The organism is Bacillus sp. FSL K6-6540, assembly GCF_038007545.1.
The window spans coordinates 1,232,559-1,254,262 of sequence record NZ_JBBOXH010000002.1 but is presented as its reverse complement, the minus strand read 5'-3'; the positions used below and the strand labels follow the sequence as shown (position 1 = coordinate 1,254,262).

Genomic DNA, 21,704 nt, shown 5'->3' with positions numbered 1-21,704 from the left:
TTCGCTCCCGCCTTCTGTAATTCCCTTGCGTTTTATTTTAAATTCTCCTCAAGCATGTCAAAGATATCTCCCATCTCGTCCATTTCAAGGTCTTCGGCGCTAAAGTCGCTTGGTGTGAATTCCTTGTCTTCTTTTTCCGTGCAATGGCGGATTAACATCAGGAGGTTTTCTTTAAACCGTTCCATTCGCTCTTCAATCGTGACTCTTTCAAACTCCTTTTCATTGTAGGAGCAGGAAAGCACAAACCGGCCATTTCTGATCATGCCGCTGAAGCTTAAAGCGTACAGCGCCTCTGATTCTCCGCTTACTTGGCGCCCCATATCGAAAGCGGACGGTTCAAAGAAATCGGTTTTGACTTCACTGTCGAATTGGCCCAAATAGTTGAAGCTGATCTCCGGTGTGAAGCCCTTTGTTTCCGCTGTTTCTGTGAAATAACGAAGAATGCCGTAGCCAACACCTTTGTCCGGAATGCGGCGCAGGTTTTCTTTGACTGTTTTGATCACAGCCGAGGCATCTGCGTCAGATATGTCGAGCACAACAGGGTATTGTGCCGTAAACCAGCCGACCGTTCTGGAGATATTCACATTCGGGATAATGTCCTCCCGGCCGTGTCCCTCAAGGTTAATGCCAATTTTGGCCCCCTTTGTCCATTCTTTCATTGTCAAACCGAGCGCGCTGAGAAGAATATCGTTGATTTCAGTTCCATATGGCTGATGAACATCTGTTAAAAGATGTTTCGTGTCTTCTTCCGTTAATTCACATAGGACAGATGATGTATCCTTGACGATCCGCTGCTCTGTTTTACAATCCTTCGGTAAAGGAGAAACCTGTTCAGCGGCAATTTGCGACCAGTATTCAGCCTGCTGTAGAAGATGCGCTGATTGGCTGAATGCCGCCAGTTCTTCCGCCCAGTCCTTGAAGGAGTTTGTTTTTTGCGGGAAGACAAGGCTCTCTTCTTTCTCAGCCTGCATGTAGCCTGAAGCAAAGTCTTCAAGCAAAATCCGCCATGACACACCGTCGACCACGAGATGGTGTACAGCAATGAGCAGGTGATCCCCAGCTTCTGTGCGATATTGCTCCGCCTTTAGAAGCGGCCCGGTTCGCAGATCGAGACTGCTTTGCAGCCTGTCCGCTAGAATCTTGATCTGGCTTCTCAGCATCTCTTCATCAGAGCCGTACAGATCCACGATTTCGAAGCTGACCTTGCTCTCACCGATCGGTTGATACGCCTGAACGATGTCCCCGTTTTCCTCACGATAGACCATGCGGAGCGCGTCATGATGCTCGATCAGCGCCTGCAATGTTTTCTCCACCCGTTCAGGATCAAAGCCCTTCGCGGCGTGAAGCATCACCGATTGGTTCCAGTGGTGCTTGTTCGTGAAGTTCTTTTCAAAGAACCAGCGCTGGATCGGCGTCAGGATGACTTCGCCCTCCACCGGGCCTTGGTCTGCCTGTTTGCCTTCGGCACGCTCTACATATTGGGTAAGCGCCTCGATCGTCGGGTGCTGGAAGAGATCTTTCATTTCCAGCTTCCAGCCGTGCTGGTTCAAGCGGCTCGCCATTTGAATTCCTTTGATGGAATCTCCGCCAAGCGAGAAGAAATTGTCGGTGACACCGACTTCAGACATTCCAAGCACGTCCTGCCAGATGCCGGCAAGCAGCTCTTCCATGTCGGTCGTCGGCGCTTTGTATTCTCCGCTTCCCGCTTCGATGTCCGGCTCAGGCAAGGCTTTGCGGTCCACCTTGCCGTTTGCCGTAACCGGAAGCTCGTTCAGCGTCACCCAGAACGCCGGGATCATGTAATCCGGCAGGGTTTCCTTCAGTGCTGATTTCAGCGCTTCTATATCAGCTGTTTCCGGTGTGACATACGCCGCGATCGCTGTATTGCCGCCTTTATCTTTGACAGCTGTTACCGCCGCATCCTGCACCTCAGAAAGCTGGGCGAGCTGGACTTCAATTTCTGAGAGCTCGATCCGGTAGCCGCGGACCTTGACCTGCTGGTCGATCCGGCCGATGTATTCGATGCCGCCGCCCGTCCATTTCACCAAATCGCCGGTGCGGTACATGCGCTCACCCGGCACAAACGGATCAGCGACAAACCGCTTCGCGGTTTCGTCTTCTCGATTCAGATAGCCTCGTGCCAGTCCGCGCCCCGCCACGCAAAGCTCTCCGGCTACGCCTTCCGGCTGCACCTGATTGCCCTCGCCGAGAATGTATACTCTCGTATTGGCAATGGCCTTTCCGATGGAAAGTGAGCCTTCCTCCGGATGGATTTCTGTACTCGTGGCAACGACCGTATTCTCTGTCGGCCCGTAGTTATTGACGAGTGTGTACGGCTTTTTCACTGCGCGCTTCAGCTTGTCTCCTCCAGTGAGCAATACGCGAAGTGATGTGTTCTCAAGCTCCATGAACTGTTCCGCAAGCTGTGTCGGCAGGAACGTGATCGTTACGCCGTTCGTTTCGAAGTAATTGTTCAGGCGGACGATATCGAGGCGGATCGCTTCATCAATGACGTGAAGCTCAGCGCCGATCGTCCAAGTCGGGAACATCTCCCAAATGGAAGCGTCGAATCCAAAGCCCGCGTACTTCGCACTGCGGTCCTCCGCTGTCATGCTGAACGCGTCGTGGTGCCAGAAGCACAGGTTCACAAGCGCATGGTGCTCGACCATGACACCCTTCGGCTGTCCGGTCGTTCCAGACGTGTAAATCATGTACGCCAAGTTCTCCGCGGTTACAGCGGTTTCTGGATTTCCCTCGTCGTTTTCATCAAGCGGCAGGCTTAGAATCGTGCGGCTTCCATCGAGAAGAATGACATCTCCCGTAAAGCTGTCCGGCACTGAAATCCCTTCCTGTTTCAAGAGAAGCTTCGCGCCGCTGTCCTGTAAAATATACTCAATCCGCTGATCCGGGTAGTCAGGATCGATCGGCACAAACGCCGCTCCGGCTTTCAAGACGCCGAGCACCGCGGCGGACATTTCAAGCGACGGCTTCGTGAGAACGCCGACGCGGTCATCCGGGCTGATGCCGCAGTCCATCAGAATCCGCGCGAGACGGTTTGCCTTCGCATTCAGCTCGCCGTACGTCCAAGACTGGCCGTTGTATGTGACAGCCGGGCGGTCTTTGTGGCGCTGGACAGTCTCTTCGAATAGCTGATGAACCGTTTTGTCTGTCGGCACAGGCAGCGCTTTGCCCTTCCATGCCTCAAGAAGCGCTTGCTTTTCTGTCTCGGTGACGAGTGACAGGCTGGAAAGCGGCTGGTTCGGGTTATCCGCAACAGCCTTTAGTAGCCGCAGAACGTATTCGCTCCATTTTTCAGCTGTTTCTTTCGCGAACAGATCTGTCGCATATTCGAGCTGCAAGCCAATGCCATTTTCATCAGTAAATCCGCCCAGTGTCAGATCAAACTTAGAAGTTCCCTGATGAGCCTCATAAGGTGAAATGCTCAGATTTTGCAATGTAAGCTGTTCTTTATCAGGGTTTTCTGTCGTCACCATCACATTAAACAATGGGTTTCGGCTCATATCCCGAGGGAGATCAAGCTGATTAACCAGATCTTCAAACGGATACTCCTGATGCTCAAGCGCTGACAGGTTCGTCTGCTTTGCTTGCTCCAAAAGCTCCGCAAATGTTTGCTGTTCTTTCGCTTTCATTCTCAGGGCAAGTGTATTGACGAACATTCCCGGCATGTCCTGAACATCAGCATTCGTCCTGCCGGCAGTAACGGAGCCGATGACGATATCCCGCTGTCCGGAAATTTTGCTTAAAAAGACGTGGAAAACAGCATGGAGCACCATGTGCAAGGTCGTTCCGGTTTCCGCAAGCAGTTTTTCTACCGCCTTTGCCGTCTCACTTCCCGTACGGAAACGGATCGTATTTCCTTTAAAGCTTTGCACAGGCGGACGGGCGTAATCGAGCGGGAGATCAAGCTCTGGCAGCTCGCCTGAAAGAACTGACAGCCAGTACGCCTCATGCTCCTTCATCCGTTCTTTTTGCTCAGCTTCATGTTGCCAAACGGCGAAATCTTTATAATGAAGCGCCGGCTGCGGAAGCTGCTCTCCTTTGTAAAGCAGCGCCAATTCTTTTACAAAAATGCCTCTTGAGACGCCGTCTGCGATGATATGATGCATATCTAAAAGCAGCAAATGTTTTTTCGCTTCTATTCGAAGCAAAGCTGCGCGAATGAGCGGTGCGTCGTTTAAGTCGAATGGCCGGATAAATTCCTTAATCTTTTGGTCCGCTTCGTCTTCTTTGGCTTCAAACACATGAAGATCAACCTCCGCCTTCTCAATGATGCGCTGAACAGGCTCACCATTAGCTTCCATAAATGACGTCCGCAATGATTCGTGACGGTTCACAAGCTGATTGAGTGAATCGCGCAGGCACGAAATATCAAGCTCTCCTTCCATTAGAAGAACAGATGGCATGTTGTAGCTTATCGTCTGGCGGTCAAGCTGATTGAGCACGTACATCCGTTTCTGTGCGGATGACAATGGATATATAGCCTGCTTGTCAGCCGGTTTGAGGACTTGATGGCCGCCTGAAACGACAGACGCCTCCATATAAGCCGCCAGTTGGCGAACAGTCGGCTGCTCGAACAGTGCTTTAAGCGGTACGCTTTTCTCCAATTCCGCCTGAATGTTGGCAATCAGCATCATCCCTTTTAATGAATGGCCGCCTAAATCGAAAAAATTGTCGTCAATGCCGATGGCTTCTATGCCAAGCGTTTTCTGCCAAATGCGGCATAAGCTTTCTTCAAGCGCTGTCTCCGGTGCGGCCAAGGCTTTGCCTCCGGATTGTGCCGTGTTCGGCTTTGGCAAAGCGTTTCTGTCGGTTTTTCCGTTTGCCGTCAGCGGAATCGCGTCAACCTGCACAAAGAAAGCAGGAATCATATGAGACGGCAGTGTTAGGGAAAGCTGCTTCCGGAGCTCTGCTTTTTCAATAGCTTGATCCGACGTATAATACGCGCAAAGCTCTTGAAGACCGCCCTCGGAAACCGCTAGTACAACCGCTTCTTGAATTCCGCTGAGGCTGAGCATGACCGTTTCAATTTCTTTCGGCTCAATGCGGTAGCCTCGGATTTTCACCTGATCATCAGCCCGGCCGATAAATGCAAGCGTACCGTCAGAAAGTCTTCGTACGACATCTCCGGTTTTGTACATGAGGCTTCCCGGCGAATATGGATTTTCTACAAATCTCTCGGCTGTCAGCTGAGGCCTGTTGAGATACCCTCTCGCAAGCCCCTGTCCCGTGATATAGAGCTGTCCGCTCGCTCCCGGCGGCACAAGCTTCAATGCTTCATTTAAGACAAGCGCGCCGGCATTCGCAATCGGGCGTCCGATTGTCGGGCGTTTCGCAAATGCATCCGGTTCAGACAGATCAACCCGCCCGGCGATGGCGCCGATTGTTGCTTCTGTCGGGCCGTAGTGATTGATAAATTCGGTATGTCCATACATCTTACGGAAGGCGAGAACATCAGTCGGGATGATTTTTTCTCCTCCCAAGACGATCAAGCGCAAGGATTCAAAGTTCGCATCTTTTGCAAAACTGGCGGTGTTCACTATTGTATGGAAGAGAGACGGTGTCAGTTTGATATAAGTGATCCCATGCTCCTTGATATAGTGCGCTATCTCATCCGGCGCCGTATAGGTTTCCTTCTGGACGATATGGAGCTCGCCCCCGCCCAGAAGTACGGGGAACATGCTCGTATAGCCAAGGTCAAATGCGTAAGATGAAAGCAATACAGTCTTATCATTTTCCGTCAGGCTCGCCTCTTCACTAAACCAAGAGACATAGTTTGTCAGATTGCGATGCTCAATCTGCACGCCCTTCGGCTTTCCGGTCGTACCGGACGTATAAATGACGTATGCAAGATTGCGAGACCCTGAAATGGATGATGGGCGCTCCTTGCTTTCATTTCTCCATTTACCGTCATCAAGGCTGACGATTGTCCCTTCATATTGCCCAATAGCCGTCATGTTTCTTTCATTCACGACCGCAAATTTTGCTCCGCTGTCCTCTAATGAATAACGGATTCGTTCTTCAGGTGTATCAGGATCAATCGGAAGGAAAGCTGCCCCCGCCTTCATGACACCGAGAATGGATACCATGACTTCAGCTGACCGGTCCATAACAATCGCGACGATGTCTTCATTTCCTGCCCCTTGGGCACGAAGATGATGCGCCAGCTGGTTCGCCTGTTCATCAAGCTCGCGATAGGTCAGCAGATTTCCGCCAGCCTTCACCGCAGAATGGTCAGGTGTTTGCTGGGCCTGTTTTTCAAAAAGAGCGGCAAAGGTTGCTTCGGTAATTTGAGTCATATGTCTTTCTTCTAGCAAAGCAGCCGTTTCTGCAGATGAAAGCAGATCTACATCAGACAGCCGAACGTTTGGATTAGCCGCAGCCGCTTTGATGATATTGACAAAGTGGCGGCTCCAGCGGCGGATCGTCTCGTCCTTAAACAAGGCAGTCGCATAGTCAAAGCTTAGGCCGATATCCTCTTCACGCTCGACCGCTTCCAAGGAAAGATCAAATTTCGCAACATGATGAAGCATGGAATACGAGGAAATCTTCAAATCTCCTAATCTTAATGAAGGAATCTCCATATTCTGCATGTTGAACATCACGCTGAACAGTGGACTTCTGCTTGTATCCCTTGTAAGCGGAAGCTTTTCAATCAGCTCCTCAAGCGGATAGCTCTGGTGCTCGAATGCTTGAAGGCTGGCTGTTTTGACCTCTTCAAGGAATTGCGCGAAGGTTTTATCTCCCGCTGGTGCCGTTCTGAGTGCCACCGTGTTGACAAACATACCCGGCACACCTTGCAGATCAGGATGTGTTCTGCCAGCTGTCGGCGAGCCGACAATGATATCATCCTGTGACGCGTACTTGGAAAGGAGTACATTGAACGCCGCCAGCAAAAACATGTACATTGTCGTATCTGTTTCTGCCATGAGTGATTTGATTTGAGCCGTGATTTGCTTATCAAGCCCAAACATCACGCGCTCTCCCGCAAAGCTCCGTTCAGCAGGCCGCTCGAAATCCGCGGGAAGATCCAGTATTGGCAGTTCGCCTTTAAAGACATCGAGCCAGTATTCCTCATCTTTTTGATAATCAGTTTGTTCTTTGTGCCAAACTGCGTAATCTTTATAGTGAATTTGTGGCAGTTCCAGATCTGCGCCTTGATATATTTTGGCAAGATCACCGATTAGAATTCCTGTTGAACTTCCGTCAGTAATAATATGATGCATATCAATGAGCAGCAGGTGGCGTTTTTCTTCCAGCTGGACAAGCTTCGAACGGACGAGCGGCGCGCGGTTTAATTCAAACGGCTGAACAAATGCTTTGATCATCTCTTCCGCGTCTTCTTCCCGTCCCTTGGCAGCCTCCAGCTGGAACGATATGTTTTTATGAACGGTTTGCACAACCTCTCCGTCGATCATGTCAAACGATGTACGGAGGATTTCGTGCCGGTTGATTAATTGCTGAATCGCGTTTTCAAGCCGGTCTTTATCTACTTCTCCCTCCAGCAGAAGTACAGCGGGGACGTTGTAGCTTGTGTTTGCTTGTCCAAGCTGATTGAGAATATACATTCTCCGCTGGGCCGGGGATACAGGATAATGCTGCTGATAAGATGCTTGCCTGATCGATTCAAACGTCTGCTCCTCCTTGCTTTCGTTCTCTTCCAAATACAGTGCCAGTTCTTGAATAGTCGGCTTTTCAAAAAGCACTTTTATCGGAACTTCCTTATGAAAATGCTCTTGAATTTTCGCCGTCATCATCATCGCTTTCAAAGAATGGCCGCCGATCATAAAGAAGTTATCGGTAACGCCTGCTTTGACGCCGAGTATTCCTTCCCAGATCTCCGCTAATTTCTTTTCACTCTCTGTTTTTGGTGCTGCGTATTCCGGCTGCACGGCTTCTGATTGCGGTGCAGGCAGTTCCTTTTTGTTGATTTTCCCGTTTGGCGTAAGCGGCAGACTGTCCATTTGAATCAGGTGGGCAGGGACCATATAGTCAGGCAAAGACTGAGATAGTGTTTTTCTCAGCTCGCTCACAGTCACTTCATGGTCCGCCGTAAAGTACGCGCAAATTTCATTTTCATCCGCTTTGTTTTTGCGGATGATCACCGCAGCCTCTGTCACATGCTCAGCCATGTTCAGTTTTGTTTCAATTTCACCAAGCTCAATTCGGAAGCCGCGCACCTTCACTTGGTTGTCGATTCTGCCTAAAAATTCGATATTGCCGTCCGGCAGCCATCTTGCCAAGTCACCAGTGCGGTAAATTCTCTCACCCGGTCTGAACGGGTCTTCGAGAAATTGCTTCTCTGTCAGCTCAGGGAGATTGACATACCCACGCGCTACACCGATTCCGCCTACGCAAAGCTCACCAGGCGCGCCGATTGGCTGCAGGCATTGCTGCTCATCCATAATATAGGCAGTGGAATTTCCGATCGGCTTCCCGATTGGGATAGAGCCGCCATACTCGCGGTCGATCAGAAAACTGGTTGAAAACGTCGTGTTTTCTGTCGGGCCGTATCCGTTCCACAATGAAAGCGACGGCGATGCCTGTTTTACTTTGCTGACAATATGCGGGACAAGGGCATCTCCGCCGATGATTAAATGGCGCAGTGTGCCGAACATACCCGCATCCTTTGCAGCAAGCTGGTTGAATAAAGGTGATGTCAGCCACATCGTCGAGATTCTTTGCTCACGCAGAAATGCAGCAAATTGTTTCGCATCAAGCAGCGTCTCTTTTTTGACCGGATAAAGCGCTGCGCCATTCAGCAGTGCACCGAATACCTCAAACGTTCCGGCATCAAAGCTGACAGCTCCCGTTTGCGCCATGCGGTCCTCTTCAGTAACAGGAACGTACCCGGCATTTTTGACGAGGCGCAGAATGCTTTTATGTTCGATCATGACGCCTTTCGGTTTGCCCGTTGAACCGGATGTGTACATGATGTACGCCAAATCAGACGGGGCGGATGGCAGGCTGAGATTGTCAGCCGCTTCGCTCTCTTCAAAGCCTATGTCCAGTGTAAGAACCGGCACTTGCAGCTGATGTGCCTGCCCTGTATAAGAATTTCCGGTCAAAACCATTCGAACGGAGCTGTCCTCTGCCATGAAACGAAGACGATCCCCAGGAAGCGCTGGATCAAGCGGCACATATGCGGCGCCTGCTTTTAACACAGCCAGCATGCCGACAACGGTTTCTACTGAGCGGTCGTTCATAATCGCTGCTGTTTCCCCTTTTTGAAGCCCTTGTTCGACAAGCTTTTTCGCCAGGCGGTTAGCCGCTGCATTTAGCTCGCGGTACGTCAGCTCGGTTCCTTCATATACGACGGCAGTGCTCGCCGGCGTCCGTTTCGCTTGCTCTTCAAACACCTGATGAACAGCCATTCCTTCAGGGAGTTCGGCTTTCGTGCTGTTAAACACCTCGACAATTTGACGCTGCTCTTCGTCTCCCACAAGCCCGTACTCACGCACAAAAGCGGCCGGCTGATCGACAGCTGCTTCCATCATGCGGGTAAGGTGCTCCGCTGTCCGTTCGATAAAAGCGGAATCAAAGGCGGCTCCGTTATATTTAATTTTGACGGTCCACGTTTTGCCCGGATACACAATCAGGTTGAAATCGAAGCTCGTTTGTTCAAATGCGCTTTCTACCTTAATCGAAAACCCGAGGCGGTCTTCCATGCTGCCGTTTTCAAGCTCTTGATCAAGCGGATAATTTTCAAACGCGACCAGATGGTTTAAGAGATTGCCATCAAGGGCTGAGCGTTTTTGAATCTCATAGAGCGGCACGTAATCGTAACGCTCTGCCTCTACTGCATGCTGCTGAACAGCTGTGAAAATATCAGCGAATGCAGCATCTCGTTCAACTTTCACCCGCACCGGAATGGTGTTGATAAACAGCCCCGCCATCGTTTCAATTCCGTTGATTTCAGACGGCCTTCCTGAGACGACCGTTCCGAAGACAACATCATCCGTAAAGTTGTATTTGCTGAGAACAATGCCCCAAACGGCCTGAAATAGGTTAGGCCCTGTCACTTGATGGAGATTTGCGGTTTGCTGAATACGGGCAACCAATGTTTCGTCCCATGTAAAGGAATATTCTTTATTGACGTATTCGTCTTTTTTTACAGGCAGGCGGCCCGGGAGCACGCTTGGCTGTTCAAAACCCGCCAAGCGCTCGCTCCAGTAGCTCTCCGCTTCTTCATTGTCCTGTTTTCCAAGCCATTTGATGTAGTCGGAGTAAGGCTTGCCTTGACCGTTTGCAGGTGTCCTTCCTGCTCTGAGCGCTTCATAGTTTTGGAACAGGCTTTTCATGAGGACGCCCATGCTCCAGCCGTCCATCATAATATGATGATTGCTCCAGACAAGATACAGCTGATCTGCATCAAGGCGGAAAACCGCTACCTTGAACAATATGTCTTTTGCCAGGTTAAAGCCTTGGCGCTGAACGTCTTGTTTGTAACGCTCAATGTGCTCTTTCTGGCGGTTCTCGTCTGCATGACTGATATCCTCATAATGCACCTTTGTTTTGCGTTCCGCTAACACGACCTGACGCGGTTTTTGCAGCTGCTGATGCACAAATACCGTACGGAGAATATCGTATGACCGAATCAGTTCATTGACGCTTTTCTCAAAGATTTCAAGATCAAAAGCGCCGTGAATCCCAAGCTCTAATTGTGTGAAGTACGAGGAAGAATGCGGATCAAGCATCGCATGATACAGCATTCCCTCCTGCATTGGTGTCAGTGCGTACACCTTTTGAATCGATTTTTTGCTCATATGCCACCTCTATTAGAAAATTTCCATTAATTTATCCAGCTCATCCAGCGTCAAATCGTCGTCACCAAGATCACTCGGGGTCAGTTCCGTACCGTCTTGAGATAGGCAATGTTCAATGATTCTGAGAAGATGCGCTTTAAAGCTGTCACTGAATGTTTGTACTGTTTTTTCATGAAATTCAAGAGAATGATAGGCCAGTGACATCGTCAGTTTTCCGTTTTCGATATATCCGACAACATCCAGCGCATTCGGTTTTTCTGTTTCAGGGCTTAACGACTGTCCTGATGGCAGCTCTGATCTCGTAAACAAACCTGCATCCGACATTTCGTCAAACTGACCTAAATAGTTGAAGCTGACATCCGGCTGAATCGAGAACGCCACATCTTCTTTATGTTCCGGTGCCGTCAGATAGCGCAGAATGCCGTATCCGACTCCCTTATTCGGCACATGTCTGATATCTTCTTTCATTTGCTTCAGCTGGTAGCCCAGATCATCCGCATGCTTCATATCGAGCACCATTGGGTACATACTTGTAAACCAGCCGACTGTGCGGGAAATGGTCAGATCTTCTATGATTTCTTCACGTCCATGCCCCTCTAAATGAACACTTACTCGATCCTGACCCGTCCACTCCTTCATTGCCAATCCGAATGCCGTCAGCAAAATATCATTCATTTCTGTGTGATATGCCTCATGCACCTTTGTAGTGAGCTGTTCTGTCTCTTCAGCAGTCAGCGAGAATTCAATTGTCTTTGTATGTTTCATTCGCTGATCACCAGATTCGCGGTCTTTCGGAAGCTTTGCCGCGACAGCTTGTTCTTCAAGCTGTCTCCAATACTCTTTTTCTTTCAAAAAGGCTTTGGAGTTCGCGAAGTCTTGCAATCTCTCTGCATACTCTGCAAATGAATGTGTTTTCTGCGGGAGAACCGGTTCATTGCCTTGCTCAAGCTGTGTATATACTGCGGCGAAATCCTCCAGTAAAATCCGCCACGACACGCCGTCAACCACTAAGTGGTGAATGGCAAGAAGCAAGTGGTCTCCGTCTTCCGCTTGGAACAAGCCTGCTTTTAACAAGCCGCCTTCCTGCAAGTCGATGCTGCTTTGCAAACGCTCCGCTTCTCTCTCTATACGGTCTTCGTAATCTGCAGCTTGGCCCTCAATCTGGATGATCTCCAATTGAGCTGAAGCAGCTTCAAGACCTCTGTTGTATTGAATGACGTCTTCCTGTCCCTCACGGTAGACCATACGGAGCGCGTCATGATGCTCGATCAGCGCCTGCAATGTTTTCTCCACCCGTTCAGGATCAAAGCCCTTTTTGGCGTAAAGCATCACCGATTGGTTCCAGTGGTGCTTGTTCGTGAAGTTCTTTTCAAAGAACCAGCGCTGGATCGGCGTCAGGATGACTTCGCCCTCCACCGGGCCTTGGTCTGCCTGTTTGCCTTCGGCACGCTCTACATATTGGGTAAGCGCCTCGATCGTCGGGTGCTGGAAGAGATCTTTCATTTCCAGCTTCCAGCCGTGCTGGTTCAAGCGGCTCGCCATTTGAATTCCTTTGATGGAATCTCCGCCAAGCGAGAAGAAATTGTCGGTGACACCGACTTCAGACATTCCAAGCACGTCCTGCCAGATGCCGGCAAGCAGCTCTTCCATGTCGGTCGTCGGCGCTTTGTATTCTCCGCTTCCCGCTTCGATGTCCGGCTCAGGCAAGGCTTTGCGGTCCACCTTGCCGTTTGCCGTAACCGGAAGCTCGTTCAGCGTCACCCAGAACGCCGGGATCATGTAATCCGGCAGGGTTTCCTTCAGTGCTGATTTCAGCGCTTCTATATCAGCTGTTTCCGGTGTGACATACGCCGCGATCGCTGTATTGCCGCCTTTATCTTTGACAGCTGTTACCGCCGCATCCTGCACCTCAGAAAGCTGGGCGAGCTGGACTTCAATTTCTGAGAGCTCGATCCGGTAGCCGCGGACCTTGACCTGCTGGTCGATCCGGCCGATGTATTCGATGCCGCCGCCCGTCCATTTCACCAAATCGCCGGTGCGGTACATGCGCTCACCCGGCACAAACGGATCAGCGACAAACCGCTTCGCGGTTTCGTCTTCTCGATTCAGATAGCCTCGTGCCAGTCCGCGCCCCGCCACGCAAAGCTCTCCGGCTACGCCTTCCGGCTGCACCTGATTGCCCTCGCCGAGAATGTATACTCTCGTATTGGCAATGGCCTTTCCGATGGAAAGTGAGCCTTCCTCCGGATGGATTTCTGTACTCGTGGCAACGACCGTATTCTCTGTCGGCCCGTAGTTATTGACGAGTGTGTACGGCTTTTTCACTGCGCGCTTCAGCTTGTCTCCTCCAGTGAGCAATACGCGAAGTGATGTGTTCTCAAGCTCCATGAACTGTTCCGCAAGCTGTGTCGGCAGGAACGTGATCGTTACGCCGTTCGTTTCGAAGTAATTGTTCAGGCGGACGATATCGAGGCGGATCGCTTCATCAATGACGTGAAGCTCAGCGCCGATCGTCCAAGTCGGGAACATCTCCCAAATGGAAGCGTCGAATCCAAAGCCCGCGTACTTCGCACTGCGGTCCTCCGCTGTCATGCTGAACGCGTCGTGGTGCCAGAAGCACAGGTTCACAAGCGCATGGTGCTCGACCATGACACCCTTCGGCTGTCCGGTCGTTCCAGACGTGTAAATCATGTACGCCAAGTTCTCCGCGGTTACAGCGGTTTCTGGATTTCCCTCGTCGTTTTCATCAAGCGGCAGGCTTAGAATCGTGCGGCTTCCATCGAGAAGAATGACATCTCCCGTAAAGCTGTCCGGCACTGAAATCCCTTCCTGTTTCAAGAGAAGCTTCGCGCCGCTGTCCTGTAAAATATACTCAATCCGCTGATCCGGGTAGTCAGGATCGATCGGCACAAACGCCGCTCCGGCTTTCAAGACGCCGAGCACCGCGGCGGACATTTCAAGCGACGGCTTCGTGAGAACGCCGACGCGGTCATCCGGGCTGATGCCGCAGTCCATCAGAATCCGCGCGAGACGGTTTGCCTTCGCATTCAGCTCGCCGTACGTCCAAGACTGGCCGTTGTATGTGACAGCCGGGCGGTCTTTGTGGCGCTGGACAGTCTCTTCGAATAGCTGATGAACCGTTTTGTCTGTCGGCACAGGCAGCGCCTTGCCCTTCCATGCCTCAAGAAGCGCTTGCTTTTCTGTCTCGGTGACCAGTGACAGGCTGGAAAGCGGCTGGTTCGGGTTCCCAGTAACTGCATCTAAAAGCTCCATCCAATATTGCTTCCATCGTTCAATCGTTTCCTGCTTAAACAGAGCTGTATTGTATTCGAGTACGAATGTAAGCCCTCCGTCGGTTTCGTCAACCGTCAGCGTGAGGTCAAACTTGGCTGTTTTCCGTTCAAACGGATGCGGCTCAAGCTGAATCCCTTTCATTGTTAAATCCTTTATATTCGCATTTTGCATTGAAAAAACTGCATCGAATAACGGGTTTCTGCTTGTGTCACGCTGAACTTGAACATTTCCGATCAAATCCTCAAGCGGGTAATCCTGCGCATCAAATGCGCTGAGTGCCGTTTCTTTCACTTCGTTAAGATAGTCAGCAAAGGTCTTTTCACCCTTCGGATACGTGCGAAGCGCCAATGTATTGACGAACATTCCGATGACGCGGCTGACGTCCGCTTGAGATCGTCCGGCCACAGGTGAACCGACGATGATATCGTCTTGCCCGCTAAGTTTTGATAAAAATGCACTGTATGAAGCCAGAAGCACCATGTAAAGCGTGGAATCCGTTTCTTTTGCAAGCCTGCGCAGAGCATCAGCTTTGCCTGCTTCTAATGAAAATGCAATGCGGTCTCCCTCAAATGTTTGAACGGCAGGCCGACTGTAATCAGTCGGAAGCGTCAGCACCGGCAGCTCTCCGTCCAGCTCCTTCAGCCAATGCTCTTCTTGCTTCTTGTAAAGCTCAGACTGAATGAACTGCTGCTGCCACACGGCATAATCCTTATATTGAATACGGAGCGGCTCAAGGGTTTCTCCGTCGTACAGCTTTGAAAGCTCCTCAATCAGCACACCGACAGATGCACCATCAGAAATAATATGATGCATATCGAACAGCAGCACATGCTCAGTGTCTGAATGCTTGATAAGCCCTATTCTGAACAGTGGAAGTTGGTCGATTTTGAAAGGCTTAATAAACTCAGAAACGATCCGCTCTGTCTCTTCTTCCGGGGCTTCGAAATAGGCTATCTCGCACTCAGCCTCTTCCCAGATCCGCTGCACCGTTTCTCCATCTTTTATTTCAAACGTGGTTCTCAAGGCTTCATGACGCTGCATTAACTGCTGCATGACGCTGTTAAGCCTTTCAACATCAAGCTCACCTGTCAGGCGCAGAACCGCCGGCATGTTATAGCTCGTTTGCGCATCCTCAAGCTGCTGAAGCACGTACATCCGTTTTTGCGGTGAAGAAACAGGATACGTATCTTGTTTCTCTGCCGGGCTGATACTTGCGGCTGTCCCTTTTTCAGCAGAGGCAATCACCTGTGCCAAGCCCTCAACCGTCGGTGATTGGAAGAGATCCTTGAGTGACAGCTCAACGCCCAGTTCCTGATGAACCAAGGCAAGCATCTTCATGCCTGCTAATGAATGTCCGCCAATGTCAAAGAAGTGGTCATAAACGCCGACTTGTTCTGCCTGAAGTACCTGTGCCCAAATGTCTGCGACTTTTTGTTCCGTTCCATTGCGTGGCGCAACATATGAAACACCTCTTGAAACGTTGGCATCAGGAATCGGCAGCGCTCTCCGGTCAATTTTTCCGTTCCCTGTCAGCGGCAGCTCGTCCATTTGGATAAACACCGCAGGAACCATATATGCCGGCAAGTCCTTCGCAGCATGCTCTCTCATCTCTTGTGATGAGATGTCTCCCTCTCCGACATAGTAAGCACACAACAGTTTATCTCCCGCTCCTTGATCAACGGCAAGCACAACACTTTCCTGAACACGATCATGGGTTTGCAGCTGATGTTCGATTTCTCCAAGCTCGATGCGCTGTCCGCGAATCTTCACCTGATGGTCGATTCGCCCGATAAATTCGATGTCGCCATTCGGCAGCCATCTCGCAAGGTCTCCCGTTTTATACATGCGTTCGCCGGATGTAAACGGATGGGGAACAAATTTCTCCTCAGTCAGTTCTGGACGGTTGTAATAGCCTTTCACGAGTCCTTCGCCGCTGACGCAAAGCTCTCCGGCAATCCCGGCAGGCTGCACGTGTCCCGTACGGTCAAGAATGTATACTTCCGTATTGCTGACCGGTTTTCCAATCGGAACAGACAGCGTGTGCTCCTCCAATTCATCAACCGGATGATACGTCGCGAAAACCGTGCTTTCAGACGGTCCATACATGTGAAGGAGCTTGCCCTTTCCAACCGTTTGCAAAGCTTTTCTGACATGCTCAACCGAAGCCCGTTCCCCGCCAAACATAATCTTGCGAAGCGTTGACAAGCATGCCGGATTCAAGTCCACAAGCAAGTGGAACAAAGCGGTTGTAATCATGAGAATGCTGATGTTCTCCCGTTCAATGACGCGGGACAGGCGAGCCATGTCCAAAACGGTTTCCTTCGGTATCAGCACCAGCTTGGCTCCGTTTAACAAAGAGCCGAACATATCGAACATAAACGCGTCAAACACGTAATTGGAAAGACCGAGAATCGTATCCTGTTCTGTAATGCTGAGATAATTCGTTTCCTTTACCGTGCGGAGGATATTGGCATGTGTCACGATATTCCCCTTAGGTGTTCCAGTCGTTCCGGAAGTATACGTCAGGTTGGCCATTGCTGCAGAATCAAGAGGCAGTGCGAGATTTCGCGCATCGGCATGATAGCTTTCTTCCTCATCGGCTAGCACGATAACGCCCTTAAATTCCGCTTCTTCCGCCAAAGCCTTTAATTTCCTCTGAGTGAGAAGCACCTTTGCTCCGCTGTCACGGAAGAAATGCTGCATCCGCTGAATCGGATGTTCCGGATCGATCGGAACATAAGCCGAACCTGATTTTAATACTGCCAAGATCGACACAATCATATCCATTGACCGCTCGCATAAGACAGCCGCAGTTCTGCCTTCGCCAGCTCCAAGAGAAAGAATGCCGCGGGCTAAACGATTGGCCCGTTCATTCAGTTCACGATAAGTGAGTGATTCGCCTTCATATTGAAGCGCAGTGTGGTCTGGCGTATTCGCCGCTTGCTCCTCGAACAGCTGAACAATTGTTTTATCTTTAGGATAAGGTGTTCTGCCCGGGTTAAACTGCTGAATTTGCGAAGCGGCCTCCTCTTCAGAAAGAAGCTTATACTCAGAAATCGGCTTCTCTGGATCAGCCGCAGCATCTTCAAGCAAACGCGCAAAATGCGTAAGCAGCCTGTTTGCCGTGCTTTGTTTAAACAGCTTCGTGCTATAATCCAAATCAAGCTCAATGCCTTCATCGATTTCTCTCGCCTGCACCGTCAAATCAAATTTGGCAATCTTGAAATTGGTCTCATGAACAGACAAGGACAGATCGCCGACAGCCGGAATGCCCTCTGTCGCGTTTTGAAGGCTGAACATCGTGTCAAACAGCGGATGCCTGCTAACATCACGCGGGATGTTCAAATCTTCAACAAGCCACTCAAACGGATAGTCCTGATGAGAAAAGGCATTCAGCACCCGTTTGCGGACACGCGAGATCAATTGGGTAAACGTCTCATCCTGCTTCACCTCACTGCGAATCGCAAGCGTATTGACGAACATCCCGATAATGCCCTCTGTATCGGAGTGATTTCTGCCCGCTGACGGTGTCCCGACAATGATGTCATCCTGTCCCGTATACTTTGACAAAAGCGTATAGTAAGCGGACAGCATCACCATATATAAAGTGGCGCCGTTTTGTTCAGCCAAACGATTGAGGCGATCCTTTACCCCCGCATCCAGCTTGATTGACACCCGATCCCCTTCAAAGCTTTGAACAGGTGGTCTTGGGTAATCGGACAGAAGCTGAAGCACCGGGAGCTCGCCTGCAAAGACTTCCTTCCAATAAGCCTGGTCCTTCTTGTACCCTTCAGCAGCCTGTCTGCTTTGCCATACAGCGTAGTCCTTATACTGGAGGCGAAGCTCAGGAAGCTGTTCGCCTTTATAAATGCGTGCTAACTCCTCCAGCATAATGCCAATCGATACACCGTCAGAAATCAAGTGGTGCATGTCAAACAGCAGCATATGACGGTTCTCTTCAAGCCCCAGCAAACCGATTCTGAACAGCGGAGCTTTCGCCAAATCAAATGTCCGAACGAATGAAGTCATAATTGCCTCATCTGAGCGGCCGCCTCTTTCAATCATTTCGATGTTGAAATCAACGCTATCGTGAATGTTCTGTCTCGGCGTGCTGTTTTCAAGAACAAATGACGTTCTCAAAGACTCGTGGCGTCGGATTAACCCCTGAAATGCGCGCTCCAGCTTTTGAATATCTAAAGGCCCTTCCAGAATTGCTGCTGCCGGCATGTTGTAGCCGACTCCCGCATCCTCGAACTGGCTGACGATATATGTTCGCTGCTGTGCCAGGGAAAGCGGGTAATGCTCCTGTTTTTCAGCAGGTTCAATCACCGAAAATGCCCGGCTTTCTCTGTGATCAGCCTCCTCTGCAAGAGCCGCAATCGTCGGATGCTCAAACAAATATTGAAGCGGAATCTCGATGCCTGTTTCCTTATGAATCTTTGTTAAAAGGGTCATGGCCTTCAATGAATGCCCGCCAGTTTCAAAGAAATTGTCAAAGATCCCCGCCTTCTCAACGTTCAGCACGTCCTGCCAAATGGCTGCGATTGCTTTTTCAGTCTCATTTCGCGGCGCTGTATAGGCAGTGCCGCTGACAGCCTTCACCTCTAGTGCAAACAGCTTGCGGCGGTCGACTTTGCCGCTTGGCGTAAGCGGAATTTCTGTCACTTCTGTAAAGTAAGCCGGCACCATATAGTCAGGAAGCTGTCTTGCCGCATGCTCCCTCAAGCCGGCTGGCGTAAATTCGCTTCCAGGCTTCTGCACAACATATGCGCAAACCTCAAGATTTCCCTGTTCGTCAGGGCGTGCCAATACAACGGCTTTTGCAACGTCTGGCGCCTGCTGAATCACGGCCTCAATTTCCCCAAGCTCAATCCGGTATCCGCGGACTTTGACCTGGTCATCCTCTCTGCCTAAATATTCGATTGTTCCATCTGGAAGCCAGCGCACCACGTCTCCGGTCCGGTACATGCGATCGCCCGGCACGAATGGCTCTTGTAAAAACTTCTCTTCCGTTAATTCAGGCAAATGTAAATAGCCTCGGCCCACACCGTCTCCCGCGATATAAAGCTCGCCCGCCACGCCTTCAGGCTGCAGCCGGCCTTTTTGATCCAAAATATATAAGCGGTTATTCCCCAGCGCTTTCCCGATCGGCACATACGCTGATTGAACTGCACTCTCCGGGATAACCGGATGAACAGACGCGTCAACGCACGTTTCCGTCGGCCCGTACACATTGGTCAAACGCGGCGATGTGCCGGCTTCTTTAAACAGCTTCAGCAACTTGTCCGCAACAACAGATGACAGGCCTTCTCCTCCGATCAGCATGTGCTTCAGTTTTAGGCCTTCAAAATCGCCCGCTGCTACCAGCATTTGCAAATGAGCCGGTGTTCCATCCGTCGCCTCAATGCTGTTTCTCCGATAATATGCAGCAAGGGCGGCCCCGTTCGTCACTGTTTTCTTCGGTACGATATAAAGGGTTTGTCCCAAAAGAAGCGACGCGAAGATCTGCTTCACTGACGCATCGAAGTGGAACGGCGCAAGCAATGCCATCCGCAGGGTTTGGCTGCCGCTTTGATAAATCGTCTGCTGCAGAGATTCAACCAAATGATGAACCTGGCGATGCTCGATCATAACGCCTTTCGGGCGTCCGGTTGTTCCCGATGTGTAAATAATGTAGGCAAGGTTCCGAGCGTTCACATCTGCATTCAGGCTTTCTTCTGCACCTTCCTCAATCGCCTGATCTAAGTCAATCAGCTCAGCATCGGCTTCAGGCGCCGCAACCTCCGATTCAGTCAGGATGAAGTCCGCCCCGCAGTCCTCCAAAATATATTGAATGCGCTCAGCAGGAAAACCCGGATCAATCGGCACATAGGCTCCGCCGGCTTTTAAAATCCCCATGATAGCTGTAATCATCCGTTCAGAACGTTCAATCAAAACCGCGACAGGACTGTCCGGGCCAACCCCTTTTTGTTTCAGCACATTGGCGATGCGTGCAGATTGCTCATGTAACGTTCGATAGGACAATGTACGACCTTCAAATACAACCGCTGGATGATCTGAAAGCTGCTCAGCCTTTTCTTGGAACAGTTCCGGGATCGTCATGTCCTTACGGTAGCTCACAGATTCACCGCCGGCCCTCGCAAGCAGCTTCTCTTTCTCCGCATCAGAAATCATCGTTAATTCATCAATTGTATGTTCTGGATGCGTTAACGCGTTCTCCAGCATCGTAATCATGCGCTCACAAATCATGTTGATTTCTTCACGTGAAAATAAATCAGTGCGGTAATCAAAATCGATGGTGAGTTTCCCAATATCCCATCGATCCTTCACATGGATCGAGACATCATTTAATCCGCTGCCGCTGAAAATCGGCTCAGTCAAAAAGGCAAGGTCCTCTTCTTTTTGCCACTGCATCACCTGATATTCAAGAGAAACAGTAAACAGCTTGGTCAGAGAGCTCTTTGTTTCACGCAAATCGTTGATCAGGAGATTATACGGGTACTTTTGGTGGCGGAGTGTCTTCATGAGATCCTTCATCCGGTCTTTGACAAATTCTGAAAAAGCCTGCCCGCCGTCAATGTTTGTCCGAAGCGGAACCGTAGAAACAAACATGCCAAGCATCTGCTTCTCTTTCGCATTTGTCCGGTTGCCCATAAAGGTTCCCGTCACAACATCATTCTGGCCGCTGACCCTGTACAAATAGGCGGCGAGCAGCGATTGAAATACCGAAAGAACACTGACTTTATTCGCCTCACAAAACGACAGAATCTGCTGATGAAGCGCTTCAGGCACATCTTTAGAGAACCTCTCAGCATCTAAACTTCCCCCTGCGGATGCATTCCGTTTCAGGGAAACAAGTTCAGGCACCGATTCAAATTGCTTGTTCCAAAACGCCTTGTCCTTTTCAAACCGCTTCGATTGAGCATATTCCTGTTCAGATAAAACATGATCGATAAATGAATGCGAGATTCCTTCTTTTGTCTCTGAGCCGCTGGCTAATTCTAAATAAATGTGCATGATCGCATTCCCGAGAATATTCATGGAGATACCATCAGAAATCACGTGATGAACATTTGCGTAAAACCACACTTCATTTTCCTTTATGGTGAACAAGGAAAAACGGAACAAATCACAATCGTATAGCGGCAAAGGTTTCTTCGTTTCCTCCCGGCTCCATTGTGAAATAAACTCTATCGCATTCGGATCTTCAGTAGTGTCAGTATGTTTTATATCAACAGGCCGATACTCGCTAATATATTGAACAGGCTCCCCGTTTTCATCTAGCCGCAACCGAAGGCGCATGGCGTCATTTCTGCGAATAAACTCTTGAATTGCCTGCTCAACAAGCACATAATCAATCGCATCAGCTGAAACCAGCTTACCAATCCCCGCAAGATTTGAAATGCTCGTGTGAGGATAAAATTTTTCTGTGTACCAAATTCGTTTTTGTGCATCCGTTAAAGGGTAAAAAGTTATTTCCATATTGTCATACCTCCCCTAATCTTTATAAGCAGTGAACATGTGCAACGCATTTTCTCTTTCTTATCCATATCAGCTTTTAATTCTTATGAACTAACAGCCGAAATAGCCCAAAGTACTACACTTAAAAAGCTGAGCTTCCAAACA

At 50.1% G+C, this 21,704-nt stretch carries 2 protein-coding genes; both read right to left on the bottom strand.

Features of this window, described 5'->3' with window-relative positions; genetic code table 11:
* Positions 1-32: 32 nt before the first annotated feature.
* A complete protein-coding gene (gene srfAB, locus MHH82_RS38770; RefSeq protein ID WP_445662000.1) occupies positions 33-10,784 on the bottom strand; it encodes a surfactin non-ribosomal peptide synthetase SrfAB in 10,752 nt (3,583 codons plus the stop codon).
* Positions 10,785-10,796: 12 nt separating this feature from the next.
* The gene (gene srfAA, locus MHH82_RS38755) at positions 10,797-21,560 is read right to left on the bottom strand and encodes a surfactin non-ribosomal peptide synthetase SrfAA (RefSeq protein WP_340970621.1); all 10,764 of its coding nucleotides are present in this window, start codon (positions 21,558-21,560) and stop codon (positions 10,797-10,799) included.
* Positions 21,561-21,704: the final 144 nt, after the last annotated feature.